Here is a 13,461-nt window from a genome sequence, read left to right on the forward strand (position 1 = left end):
ATTCGGCCCGACCGTAATCGCCCAGCAAGCTGAGCTCCTACAAGGGCTGTCGGGCACCGAAGCACGTAGCGCGCAAAACTGACGCGTTTTTGTAGGAGCGCAGATTTCTGCGCGATGGGTTGATTCGGCCCGACCGTAATCGCCCAGCAAGCTGAGCTCCTACAAGGGCTGTCGGGCGCCGAAGTGCATGCTGGAGAGCCGCATGTTCATTGGCTTTCAGAGGCGTTAGTGGGGAATGGTAATAACCTGGCAGGGTCCGCAAATTCTTTTCTTTTCTTTGCGCACGCGGTATCTGGGTTGGGGTTGGATAAGTGGCTTGGTCTTTGTCGGCGATGCCGGGGTTTTTTAGATGCGGCCTTGCCCGAAAACAAATAATCCGCATGATAAAATCCTGCATCGTTGATTCAAGGAGTCAAGCCATGCGTTTTCTGGATGTTAAAACCGATTACGCCTTCAAGCGAGTTTTTGGTTCAGAAGGCTCCAAGCCGGTGCTGATCAGTTTTCTCAACGCCATTCTGAATTACCAGGGCGAATATGCGATTGTCGATCTGACCATCGTCGATCCTTACCAGATTCCCATGCTAATGGGCATGAAGGACACCTATGTCGATGTCAAAGCCGTCCTGGGTAACGGTAAGCACGTGATTATCGAAATGCAGGTGCTCAACGTGGCGGGCTTTGAGAAACGTATTCTCCATAATGCCGCCAAGGAATACGCCACCCAGTTGGTGAAGGGCGAGGATTACACGCTTCTCAACCCGGTCATCGCGCTGACCTTTACCGATTTCATCATGTTCGAAGGCAGTCAGGAGCCGATCAGCCGCTTCAGGCTCATCGAACGTGATCGCTTTATCGAATACAGCGACGATGTCGAACTGATGTTTGTCGAGTTACCCAAATTCACACTGGAACTGAACGCGCTCGACAGCATTCAAGATAAATGGATATTTTTCGTCAAGAATGCCGGCAGCCTGGAATACATCCCCGATACCCTCGCCAGTGTCCCCAGCATCAACGAAGCCTTCAGCCTGATCAATGAAGCCGCCATGAGCCGGGAAGAATTGGAGATTCAATTCAAGCGCCGTGATTTCATTATTTTGCAGCGCGGTTCACTGAAGTTGGCTGAGGAACGGGGTGTGGAAAAGGGGCGGGAAGAAGGGCTGGAAGAGGGCCGGGAAGAGGGCCGGGAAGAGGGCCGGGAAGAGGGCCGAAAACTTGGGGAGCTAACCAAAGCGCTGGAGGTTGCGAGCAACCTGCTGGACATTCTTGACGATGCTTCTATTGTCTCCATGACGGGTTTAAACGATGAACAGGTCAAACTGCTACGACTTGCCAAAAAGAGGTAATCGAAGAGGGGAACCTCAGCCCAGTAGGGTGCGCAAATTCTTTTCTTTGCGCACGCGGTATCTGGGTCACCGCAGGGCATGCCCGAGATTCGCATGTTTATTGGCTTGCGGGGCTCAGGAAAGCAGGAGGAAGTCTTGACCGGGCAGAGAAGGCTGCTTGGCGGTAGCCCGAACCTCTTTCATGCGACCTGGCCGGGTAGAGACTTCTAACGTGGCGCACGGGGAGCAGGGAATGTTGTGGCAGTTGGCTTTTTAAATCGCTCAGTGATCGCCGAATACTGCATCGAGGCTGGGTGCGTCCAATACGCGGTCGACCCAGCTTTCAAGCTGGTCGGTGGTGGCGGTATGCAGACGGGCACGGGCTGAGTCAGGTAGCGGGCCGAAGCGTTTGGTGAGCAGGCGCTCAATGACGAGCGCCTCCCCTTCAAGCTTGCCTTTGATCTCGCCTTGTTCGATACCTTGTTCGATGCCTTGCTGAATACCTTGCTTGCGGCCGCGCTCGGTGGCGAGGCGCTCTACACTGGTGACGTATCGCATTCGGGTTTCTCCTTCAATTTGTTCAATATCTTGCCATAGTTTTTGTTCGAGACCATCGGGTAGTCGCATCATCCAGCCCGGTAGGGTGCGCAAATTCTTTTCTTTGCGCACGCGGAATCTGGGTCACCGCAGGGCATGCCCGAGATTCGCATGTTTATTGGCTTGCGGGGCTCAGGAAAGCAGGAGGAAGTCTTGACCGGGCAGAGAAGGCTGCTTGGCGGTAGCCCGAACCTCTTTCATGCGACCTGGCCGGGTAGAGACTTCTAACGTGGCGCACGGGGAGCAGGGAATGTTGTGGCAGTTGGCTTTTTAAATCGCTCAGTGATCGCCGAATACTGCATCGAGGCTGGGTGCGTCCAATACGCGGTCGACCCAGCTTTCAAGCTGGTCGGTGGTGGCGGTATGCAGACGGGCACGGGCTGAGTCAGGTAGCGGGCCGAAGCGTTTGGTGAGCAGGCGCTCAATGACGAGCGCCTCCCCTTCAAGCTTGCCTTTGATCTCGCCTTGTTCGATACCTTGTTCGATACCTTGTTCGATGCCTTGTTCGATACCTTGTTCGATGCCTTGTTCGATGCCTTGCTGAATACCTTGCTTGCGGCCGCGCTCGGTGGCGAGGCGCTCTACACTGGTGACGTATCGCATTCGGGTTTCTCCTTCAATTTGTTCAATATCTTGCCATAGTTTTTGTTCGAGACCATCGGGTAGTCGCATCATCCAGTCGAGAATGGCAAACAGGTCGAGGATACGCTGTTTGTCCCATGCCTTTCGATAGAGCCGGCGAACGAGGGTACGTTTGGCCTGGTAGCGGGCGTCCGGGTCTTTTCGCGTCTGCCATGTGCGCAGGTGTGCGGCAGTGACCAGTGCGAAGGGGTTGGCGTCGTTTTCCAGTGCGTCGAGTTTGGGCGCGTAGTCAAGCAGCTTGACGACCGGGAAGTCGAGGCGGTGCCGACAGCCGAGGATATCAAAGCCGAAATGGTCGGGCCGCCAGTAGTCATCAGCGTCGGCCAGTACGGCCAGGCTGGCGATGGGACGTTCGAATCGATCGTAGAGTCTGTAGTTGTAGGTAAACATGCGCCGTGCAAAGTTGGTTTCGCGTTGGCCTTGCACTTCAACGTGAATGTAGATCCATTCTTCAGCCCCTGTGAGGAGTGTTACTTGCACCAGGGCATCGGCGAAGCGCTTGCCGATTTCGGCATCGCGCACCACTTGGCGTAATTCGGTATTAAGCGTTTGGTAACCGTAGCTCCAGTCGATGAGGGCATGCGCTTCGGGAAAGTAGAAGGCCATGAATTCGGGAAAGTAACGTTCCAGAGCGTCTTTCCAGGGGCTGTCGTAGTCGTCGGCAGGCAACAATGTGTCAAGTTCGGTCATGGCTTTGAAAGGCGCTCCTAATTATAAAAGGATGACGGGGCGGGTCGTAAATACCCCGTCGCTCCCGTGCAAGCTGGAATTTAACGGCGCACCTCTGGAAGGCTCACCCATTGGTCGTCTGCAATGGTGAGGCCGGGAGAGGCAATGAATACGCCACTCTTCAGCATTAAGCCTTGAAGGTTGTTTATTCATGCGGGTCTCCAGCCAATTGCTTGCTGAGTATTATTATTATTATTTGCTTGTCCAGGCCTCAAGCCAATCGGTCAAGTGGTCTTCCAGCATCCAGTTCTTTTCTACCTCGATGCGTAATGCGGCACCCCGGCGGGCGAGTTCGTCCCGGTCAGCAACATGTTCTCTGATCGCTTTGACCCACGGCGCGAATTTGTTCTTGACCAGCGTCACCGGCAGTTCGCCCTGGTAGGGATGAATGTTGGTGGCGATGACCGGGTAGCCAAGGATGCCGTATTCGAGCAACTTGAGGTTGGATTTGCATTCGTTGAACTGGTTTTGCTCCAAGGGCGCGATAGCCAGGTCGAGATCCAAGGCGGCCAAGGCTTCGGGATATTCGCTGAAAGGGACGCCGTGGTGGTATTCGCTAATGAAGGGCCGTAATTGCGAGGGGCAGTGACCCATGAATATCCAGTCAACTTCCGCTGCCAAGTTCTGCACAACGTCGGCGATGATCAGCAGGTCGCCGGTGTGGCTGACGGATCCGCTCCAACCGACGCGCGGGCGGCGGTGGTTTTTGTACGGTTTGGCGAGGTTTTGCCAGCGTTCGCGTGACAACCGATTGGGCACGACGAGGATTTTATGGTGATAGTTGTCGTAAGCGACCTTGAGGGCCTCGGTAGATACGATGAAGGTGTCGACCAGGCCGAGGGCTTTTCTCAGGCGATTGCTTATGTCCTTTGGAATTTCGCCACGGTGCACGCTATTTTTGGGAATATCCGTGACCAGGTCATCCAATTCAAAGTGGACGGGAAAACTGAAATGTCGTCGGATTTCCGCTGTACGTTCGATTTGCGGGTCGGTTAGTTGGCGTTGGAGTACAAGGGCATCCGGAGCGATGCGTGCCAGTTCGGGAACGCTGAAGGCTGCTGATGAATACTCGACTGTCGCCTTGTAGTGCTGATTAAGGGTAATAGCCGGCAGTATGATGCGGTAGTGGCCACAGCCGTGCGTATCGGCAACGGCCGCCAGAATTTTCGGTAAAGGTCGCCACGGCAAATGATCTTTGAAAAGTGCTGGCCGGGTTTCAAGCTCGAAGGGTGGCCCGGCCATCGATAGTGCGGGGTGATAGGCCGGGTCGCGAGCAAGTAGCGGAAGGTGCCGGGCGTAAATTGTGTCCAGCCTATGGCTGTCGAGCGGCGGCGCTGCTTGATCGGAAGCATCTTTAACGCCTGCTTCTGCAATCGCATCTGCTTGTCGGCACAGTATGCTGACATAGGGCGTCCACAGGCAGGCCAGTCCGGCGGTAGTTAAGCGTAAGGTTAAGTCGAGTGCGGCCAGATCCGCATCGATTTCAGTGCTGTCAAAACCCTGTGCCGCACGATAGACCTCGCTGCGCAAAACCAGGCAGCCAAAAGGCAAGGCGGAGAATCGCTGGACTTGGTGTGCGCGCCCATCTGGGCCTGAGTCTGAAAGTGTTCTGCCGGCGAAGGCGTCGCTGGATGATCCGCCACAGCCGGCAATCAGGGCGCTGCGAACAATTTCTCCTTTGGCATTAAGCAAGCGCGGCGCTACGACGCCGATCTCCGGGCGCCACGCGTTGGCTACCAGGTTCTCCAGCCAGTCGGGGGACAGTGGGGAGCAGTTGGCATCAAGGCACACCAAAACCTCGCCGCTCGCCTGTGCTGCCAGCAGGTTGAAGAGTGCGGGTGGGGTGGCGGGTTCGGGCTGGGTGAAAACTTTCAGCCGATCATCGTCCAGTTGATCGAGATCTGCGAGATAGGCGCGTAAAGCAGAGTCGCGGATCGGATTGTCGAGGAGAAGCAGTTCAAAATCAGCGTAACGAGTCTTTTCAAAAATGGCTTCGATGGTTTCCTGAACCAGTGGCAATTGATCCGAGATGAGCAAGAGGATGGAGACGCGGGGCCATTTTTGTAGCGTTCGATCGATACGGAAGCTGCCCAGTTGCCAACCGCTGGCAATTGTTGCTGTTTTCCCGGTTCGATCAAGATGGGCCTGGATCGCTTTTTGCCGGGCGGCGACTAAGGTGCCGCCAGGCAAGTCATTGTCGTTACCGGTGGGGGGGCGGTGGCAGGCAGGGTTCGGCAGGTGTGCGAAGGCAAGCGAGCCGTTGGTTTCATACAGCTTGAGTGCAAGATCGTGAATTTCGGCACCGCGCAGCGATTGGTCAAAGCCGCCCAGTCGATTGAGTGTTTCACGGCGGAACAGGGTGAGACCTTCAAGGTAGCACCAGCCGAGCAGCAGATCCGGGTCAAAGTCTGGTTTCAGGCGTGGTTGGCTAATGCTATCCAGGAGCAGCGTATCGTCGTCGGTGTACAGACACTCTGCATCCGGGTGGCGATGGGCCAGTTCCATGAGGCGTAACAGCGCCGTTTCTTCAAGCTTGTCACCGGGGAACAAGCGACCGATCCATTGGCTAGTGCTGTTGGCGAGCACACGATTGGCTGCGCCAAGCAGGGTTTCATCTACGTTCTTGATTAGCCAGCGCAGTCGATCATTCGATGAAAATCCTTCTGGCGGCGGTAAGTCGGAGATGATGGTCAAGGTGCCGGAATAAAGTTGATTAGCCAGATAACCGATGGTGGCGATGACGGCCGCCGTATTGCCGCTGGTGTCGAACAGCATGAGTTCGATTTCCGGCAGTGACTGCCAAGTCGCCAAGTGTTGATCCCACAGCAAACCAAAACCATGCTCAAGTGTTGGTCGTGATTCTGTGATATAGACTTGGTAGGGGTCGATCTGCGAATAGAGTTCCATATCCTGTGCTAGCGCACCGGTTTGCGCCAGAATATAAAACTGCAAGCTGCAAAGTTCTTTAAGCTCCTCTTGCGTTACGTCCCTGAGCGACATGCGCCCAAACTCAACGTTAAGTGACGCCTTGCCTGGGTTGGCGTTATAAAACCCTTGCAAGCGAGCATCAATACCGTAGACCAGTTTGCGAATGTGGTAGCCGGTTTCGTGAAAGAAGCGGCGTAATTCGCGCAAGGTGAAGAAGCGGATATGGGTAACATCCAGCAAGCCAGCGGGTTCGTAACGCCAATAACCCGCCGCCAGATCCTCCATGAGTTTGAGGTTGCGGACGTTGGGGATGCTGGCGATGATCTGGCCATCGGAACTGAGGTAACGTTGCAGACGGGTGAGCACCGCCCAAGGGTCGTACATGTGCTCCAGAACGTCGGCCACGATAACCGTGTCGATGTCGCCAGGGCGAATGCCCGCCGCTTCGAAGTCGATATCCTCGAATTTACCCACCAGCACGGTGTCGAGCCGAGTCGCCGCAATGGCGGCAGCGGCGCGGTTCATCTCGATGCCGATGACACGGGCCTTGGGGTATTTTTCCTTGATGTAGGCACCGGTGCCGCCAGCGGCGCAGCCGATATCCAGCGCACAACGGATGGGGCGAGGTGACATCTCCACCAAGTCTTTGCGTGCGCCGCCGTGGTAACCCGTGGCGTTGATGTCCTCGACGCCTAGATGGGTTTTCCAAACCGGAATTTGTCGCTGCTTGGGTGGCGCTGGATCGGGTTGGTACGGAATAATCGCAGGATTTTTCAGTGCCAACTCCGCCATCAGTTGAGCGATTCGTGCTGAAGCGTTTTGTTGGTGCCCGGCGTTGATGCGTGGTAAGGCTGCAGCCATTTGCGCCGGAATGCTTTCGTCAAGCAGTGTCGCTAGAATGGTGTCGGCCAGATTCTCGGCAGTGGCTTGGCGAATGCCGCAATCGCCGGGGAAAGCAAAGCCGAAAGGGTGGTCGCAGCTGGCAATCAGGTTGACTGTGCGTGTACCTACGCAGAGGGCTTCAATTGACAAGCCAGAATTGGTGGCGACGATCAAGTCAGCCCCGAGCAGGTAGGGCAGGGGTCGCTCTGTTATGATCTGCGAGCTAGTGGGTGTGTCTGCCGCATAGGCATATTGGTTGTCTGATATACCGAAGCGAGCGGCTACTGCCTGTACCAGTAACTTTCCATCAGGGCCCGTAGCTGGGCGGTCCTTGATGATGTGCTGAACCTTGTCGCCAAGTGTTTGAATGGCGGAAAAATAAGCGGAGAGTGCAATTGTGGCAAGGGCAGGCTCTTCAAGCGTTGATAGATTGCTAGCCCAAGTTGTGCCGTAGACCACAATGGGTTTGGCTGGTTCGAATCCATGCCATGCGCAAATCTGTTTCCGCCAGTAATGGCGGTTATCTCGATGTTGAGCAAGTGCATCGAATTGAGGTAACCCGGTGCAATAGATACGTTCCTTTACGAATCTGGCATCAATCAATAACTCCCTGTCGATTGGGCCAAATACTGCTATGGCGTCGGAGTTCTGTTCGGCATGCACCCCACTTATTGGAGTTACAAATGGATTGTGCGCAACATGCAAACTGGTGATGAACCTCTTTCTAGCCCATAGTGCAACGGTTTTAGATATAGGCATCCAGTCTTCATTGAGTAAGACAAGTTCGACAGGGTGCTCGGCGGCTAATTCATCGAGAGTGGAAACCGTGCTTATCAGAATGGGAAGCAAAGCGCTTGCACTTGATGCTATAGCGCCAATTGCTGCAGCATTTTCGATCTGGCGAGTATCAAGGTGGTCAAGGCACCTATTTACATCCGCCAGCATGGCTACGCTGGTATCGTTTATGGCGGCACGCCGCCCCGCTGATCGGATATCGTTCGCGATTACAATCTTGCTGTTGTAGCGAGTACCAAGCTCTTCCAGTTCGGGCGAGTGGTAGTAGCTGAGCGTGATGATCAGTCGCGGACCATTCATTTCCAGATACTTGTTGAGTATTTCGAGGTTCTTCGGCCAGAGAAGATAAATAATCGCATTCATGGTATCAGTCATGATTGGAGTGCGTTGGAAGGGCATCGAGTACCAATGAAGGCATGGCATTGTATTGCAGTGCGCTTGCCAGCGATATGCCACGATAGACTAAAGCTTGAGCCAGCGTGGAGATTCCTCCGGCTTCTCTGAGGCTTTTGATAAGCCTCTCATCCGTTTGCGATTTTTCCCGCCAAAGGCAGAACGTAACCGATACGGTTTCAGGTAGCCATGTCAGCATTTCGGCAGTAGAGTCCCCTCCCCGCTGTAGGGTATCCATCCAGATCATAAACAGGAAATGTTGATTTGGCAGGTACTTAATAAAATCGCTAAAGCTGGCGTGCCAGCTTTCAAGCGAAAGAGGGCTTTGTGCGCCATGAGTATCAAGAAAATCGAGAAAGGCACCGAAGCGGTGATCCGTATCTCTCCAAGTCAGGCGGCGTTGCCATAAGACCTTGCGCCCCGTAGGCAGATTGGCAACCAGTAGATTGAGTCCTTCACTGTCTTTAGGCCAGAGGAATGCAATAGGTGTTGTTATCATAAATTGGCAGGTAAGGTTATTTTTTTGGTTTGGGGAAGAGTTCAAATTGGTGCTGTCAGGCAAGTAAATTCCAGGCGATTGGGGTGCAACCCTTGATTGGGCATCGAGCCTTTCGACCGATGCACATTTCAAGATAACGCGGCGGCAAACCAAATCCAGGTCGGATGATACGGATATTTTCTGCAGTGAACGACTCATCGGTGGTGATGTCGCGGCAGGCATAGATGGAGCGTCGGAATGCGAGAGATTTTTGTTCCGCCTCGCTGCAGGCTCCGTAGCGGACTTGCCCGAGTGCTCGCCAGGCGCGTTCTGTCTCCTCTACCAGCGATTTGAGTTCTGCCGGTTCGATAGAGAAGGCAGCATCGACACCTCCGACGGACCGTGCCGATGTGAATTTTTCGATAACTGTCGCCCCGAGGGCGAAGGCTGACACCGAAACACCGATGCCCATGGTGTGATCCGATAGTCCAACTTTGCAGTTTGTAAGTTGTAGCAGGTGAGGAATGGTGCTGAGGTTGGTGTTTATGGGAGATGCCGGATAGGTGCTGGTGCATTTTAGGAGGACGACGTCATGGCAGCCTGTAGAGCGTGCAGTTCTTACAGTCTCGTCGATCTCGGCGGCGGTGGCCATGCCGGTGGAAATGCTCATCGGTTTTCCTGTAGCCGCAACCTTGCGGACAAGGGGCAGGTCGGTCATTTCGAATGAGGCAATTTTGTAGCAGGGCACGTGTTATTGCCCTTGGCGGCAAAATAATTCAGCACGGAATAAGGGTTTTGCAAGAGGCTCAATAGTACAGATCTTCTACAGAGTTATTTTGAGGGTAATAAACCAAATCATAATAATCAGCTGCTTCGGCTGTAAGTATCTGCTTGAGTATCACAGCCTGAAAGGGCGTACGACATAAGAACAACGCTTTCTCTGGTGTTTGACATACTGGCTGAACAGTCATATTTATTATGAAGTGAATAGCAATTATGTGGTCGCAAGGAACACGCGCTTGATCGTGCGCTTGGTGTCAATCTCACAACCGCCAGCGGCAAGGCTGATTTGTTTCATATTCGTTTAACGCTCCGGCATCTCACTGGATGTCAAGGTTATCAAAGTATCCCTAAGTCTGAATTGCTATGAACTCTGCTATTTCATCGACAACTGCCAACTCCAAATCCGGGTAAATCGGTAGACAAAGGACCTGCTGCGCTGCTGCAGTTGCCACGGGGAGTTTCTCGCGATTGGCTGATGGCAGACTGCGATACATAGCGAAGTCAGTTATCAATGGATAGAAGTAACGACGGCAATGTATGCCTTTATCTTTAAATCGCTGCCACAATGCGTCTCTACTGAGTGGATAGTCAGCCTGTACGAGAATAGGAAAGTACGAGTGATTCGGCACTTTCTCCCCCGCGTCCCCAAGGCAGCGAATACCTTTTACCGTCTTCAAGCGAGCACGGTAGGTGGCATCAATTTTCCCCCGGCGAAAAATTAACCTATCGATGTACTGCAACTGCAACAACCCAAGAGCTGAACCAAACTCGCTTAATTTACCATTAATCCCAGTGTCAATAACCTCCAGTTCGCCACAATAACCGAAGTTCTTTAATCGGTCAATTCGATCTTTCGTTTTGGCGTCAGGACAAATGATCGCGCCACCTTCAAATGTATTAAATACTTTCGTAGCGTGAAAACTCAACACCGATAGGTCACCATGGATCAGCACACTTCCGCCCTCTCCTTGCACCCCAAAAGCATGTGCAGCATCGTAAATAACCTTAAGATTATAGTTGTCAGCAATTCTCTGGATCGCCTCGACATCACAAGGGTGACCGTACACGTGCACCGGCATAATGGCAGTAGTCCTTGGTGTAATTGCCACCTCAATTTTGTTCGGATCGAGGTTAAGTGTATCTGGGTCTATATCCACAAACACGGGGGTTATACCATTCCACAACAATGAGTGCGCCGTGGCTACGAACGAATACGGGGTCGTAATGACTTCACCAGAAATGCGCAAGGCTTGCAATGCCGTTAACAATGCAATAGTACCGTTAGCAAACAACGCGAGGTGATCAACGCCAAGATACTCGCATAGTGCGCGCTCAAATCGCTGGTGATAACCCCCCCCATTAGTCAGAACCCTATTCTCCCAGATTTCTTCGAGATAGGGCACAAATTCAGAAAGCGGGGGGAGAAATGGTCGTGTAACAAAAATTGATCTATTAGACATAAAAAAGCCAGTTATTGAGCGATGAATTCCAGTTGAAATGAACAATACAAAATAATGATCTAATATTGATTTTTAACATATTCTAACAAATTTCTATTAGTAACTGGATCGCCGAGAATATCACGATAAACGCTATACATCTGTGTCGGCACACCAAAGGTTGTAGCCCCAATTTCACTATGTACAAACCTAATCTTTGATAACCAATCAGCCTCCAGCTGCTGAACCTGAAAGTGATTCGTCGCGACAAAACCATGCTGGTAGGCCTCGTTTATCTTTGATGCCACAAAGGAATTTTCCGCCTTTTCAATGGGAATATCCTTAATTACATCACGGTCTGGTCTAAACAAGGTATACGGGTTAACGGAGTTAGGCGAAATAATTTGTTTTGCAATAAACTCCGAAATCAGTGGCGCAAGATGAAAGCCATCTCGCTTTGTCCCCGTTATGATAAATAAGTTAGAACCATCTACCCTTCCCAATAGCGGATAACCATCCAAAGCAATTGGTCGATTGCCAACATTAACGCCAATCAATTCGGCATTATAAAACTCTTGATTTACCTCCTTAATTGCACTATGCAACAAATGGGAAACGCTTACAATTCTCCCATAAAACCTCGGATTCAGAGTGGTAACGCTGCTAGCACCAATTAGAATGTGATTTCTAGGCCAATTCGGTCCTTTAAAATATGGCGCGGTATAAATTCCGCAGCCACCACCTCGATTTGGAGATCGAATAACATTCGAGTGTTTTTCGTTAATGGATCTGATTTCAATTGATACCCCAACAGAACTAAATACTGGCGGAATTAGATTAGCGTATGGTGTATTTTCGATGAGCCCAGTAACACCGACGCCGTTAGCTAGCAAAACATTTTCACCAACTATCTTTACCCCGCTTGAAACGGTAACTGACTCGACCATATCAATTCCATTAAAGTTCAACACCGTCACTACATCATCGATATATTTCACCTTGGGGTTGGAATACAAAATATTCTCAAGCTTATTCAGAACAATCTTCGGATTCAACCACCCCTCATTTGGAATTAATAATGCTCTTTGCGCTCTTGAGCGGGCCTCAGGGAAGTAGTTCGGTATACTATCCGGTTCGACTTCGAAAAATGACTCATTAAACTCCTTCAGCCCAGCTATAACTGCATTGTAATTTAAATCCTCTAGATGATTAGTAGTTGAGTTATTAATTACGTAAGTACCTCGACCAAAACATCCACCTGTCAAAATTTGACAAGACGCACACTCTACCGGCAACAAATCACCCGCATACTCGATTAATTCTCGTTCAAAACTTGGCCACATTTGCGCTGCCAAATGGCTCATTCCAAAATACTCCAAGCTCTCTTTACTTTCCAAACTTCCATGTTCCAGTTCTGCGAACGAATTAAGCATAGCCGCTGCCGCTGGTGTTGCGCCCCCAGTCCGCGCCCTTGGTCCAATAATAACCAATTCACTATCGCCCTGTTTCAGTAATCTGAAAGCTGTGCTTAGTGCTAAAATACCATTTCCAATGATAATAATTTTCATTTCAAAATCTCCTTAAAGACTGAGTTCTTAATCCAAGCAAGAAACCAAGCTCGATATCTGACAAGTCCAACCAACCAGAAGTACGGGACTGCCACAAGTGGATTCCCATAATATAAGGATTTGCAAGGATATATCACAAAATAACGCAATAAGACATGCGTTAAACTCTTCAATTTTCGAACAGTGGACCATCTGCCATAATTGTTGCAATAGAACTCGTAATCACCCTCACCATAATTGGTATGGCGTTTCATGAATTTTGAAAAATCGATTTCCTGCATTTCGTAAGCCATTGTGTAACCAACTCCCACAGTTAACTTCAATGCTTTACCCACTTCCCCTCTTTGTGTATCAAATGAGAACCCCTGAGACTTATTGGTAACTTTAAGCAATTGATCCAAGTATTCATAGCGCCATATTTGAGGACAAGCTATCAGCGGTCTAATACCCTTTTTACTGAAGTGAATTTTGTAGAATTCCCCATGTCCAACTTCAAAGAAATTTCTTCTATTTGGGTAAGCCAGTTGAGCCTGTAAACCATGAAATTCACTTGCCAAATATTCAACAAATAGGTCATTTAGGAAGCTTTCTGGATACACGTGATCAGACTCCGCAAGAAACACGTGATCATACTCAACCAGGTTCATTCCATACAATGTTTGATTCAGCATACCCCTATGAGATTGATACACCTTATCAGTATATTGAGCTGCTATTTCAATAGTTGAATCAATCGATCCACCATCAACTACAATAATTTCCGACGGAGATGATTTCAAGATGCTATTCAACATCTGCCCAATACACTTAGAGTCATTTAGGCAAATCAATACAACGCTGACGCCATGTTTCTTTTTGCAAATATTTTGCATATTAGTGCCCTTACCTTGCGAATATTAGAA

Annotated in this window: 9 protein-coding genes; 1 reads left to right on the top strand and 8 read right to left on the bottom strand. The window is 50.9% G+C overall.

The features are described 5' to 3' along the window. Positions 1-419 precede the first annotated feature (419 nt). Positions 420-1,346, top strand: a complete 927-nt coding sequence (locus ACOYNV_RS11035; RefSeq protein ID WP_422899828.1) for an Rpn family recombination-promoting nuclease/putative transposase — start codon at positions 420-422, stop codon at positions 1,344-1,346. 261 nt (positions 1,347-1,607) lie between these two features. Here the strand turns inward: ACOYNV_RS11035 and ACOYNV_RS11040 are convergent, their stop codons facing one another. The 8 genes from ACOYNV_RS11040 to ACOYNV_RS11075 form a co-directional block, all read right to left on the bottom strand. Next, a complete protein-coding gene (locus ACOYNV_RS11040; RefSeq protein WP_422899829.1) occupies positions 1,608-1,883 on the bottom strand; it encodes a DUF4351 domain-containing protein in 276 nt (91 codons plus the stop codon). Between the two features lie 318 nt (positions 1,884-2,201). Beyond that, positions 2,202-3,254 (bottom strand): Rpn family recombination-promoting nuclease/putative transposase, encoded by a 1,053-nt coding sequence (locus tag ACOYNV_RS11045; protein WP_422899830.1) that lies wholly within the window; start codon positions 3,252-3,254, stop codon positions 2,202-2,204. 231 nt (positions 3,255-3,485) lie between these two features. Continuing rightward, positions 3,486-8,261, bottom strand: a complete 4,776-nt coding sequence (locus tag ACOYNV_RS11050) for a methyltransferase domain-containing protein (RefSeq protein ID WP_422899831.1) — start codon at positions 8,259-8,261, stop codon at positions 3,486-3,488. A 4-nt stretch (positions 8,262-8,265) separates the two neighbouring features. Then, the gene (locus ACOYNV_RS11055; RefSeq protein WP_422899832.1) at positions 8,266-8,853 is read right to left on the bottom strand and encodes a hypothetical protein; all 588 of its coding nucleotides are present in this window, start codon (positions 8,851-8,853) and stop codon (positions 8,266-8,268) included. Then, the gene (locus tag ACOYNV_RS11060; RefSeq protein WP_422899833.1) at positions 8,846-9,517 is read right to left on the bottom strand and encodes an N-acetylneuraminate synthase family protein; all 672 of its coding nucleotides are present in this window, start codon (positions 9,515-9,517) and stop codon (positions 8,846-8,848) included. Before ACOYNV_RS11060 ends, ACOYNV_RS11055 begins: the two co-directional genes overlap by 8 nt. Positions 9,518-9,899: 382 nt before the next feature. Further along, positions 9,900-11,012 carry a DegT/DnrJ/EryC1/StrS family aminotransferase gene (locus ACOYNV_RS11065; protein ID WP_422899834.1) on the bottom strand — a complete coding sequence of 371 codons (1,113 nt, stop codon included), beginning with the start codon at positions 11,010-11,012 and terminating at the stop codon, positions 9,900-9,902. Positions 11,013-11,071: 59 nt separating this feature from the next. Beyond that, the gene (locus ACOYNV_RS11070) at positions 11,072-12,559 is read right to left on the bottom strand and encodes an FAD-dependent oxidoreductase (RefSeq protein WP_422899835.1); all 1,488 of its coding nucleotides are present in this window, start codon (positions 12,557-12,559) and stop codon (positions 11,072-11,074) included. Then, a complete protein-coding gene (locus ACOYNV_RS11075) occupies positions 12,556-13,431 on the bottom strand; it encodes a glycosyltransferase family 2 protein (protein ID WP_422899836.1) in 876 nt (291 codons plus the stop codon). The genes ACOYNV_RS11070 and ACOYNV_RS11075 overlap by 4 nt, the downstream gene beginning before the upstream one ends. Between the last annotated feature and the right edge of the window lie 30 nt (positions 13,432-13,461).

Source organism: Propionivibrio sp., assembly GCF_049316945.1.
Classification (GTDB): Bacteria; Pseudomonadota; Gammaproteobacteria; order Burkholderiales; family Rhodocyclaceae; genus Propionivibrio.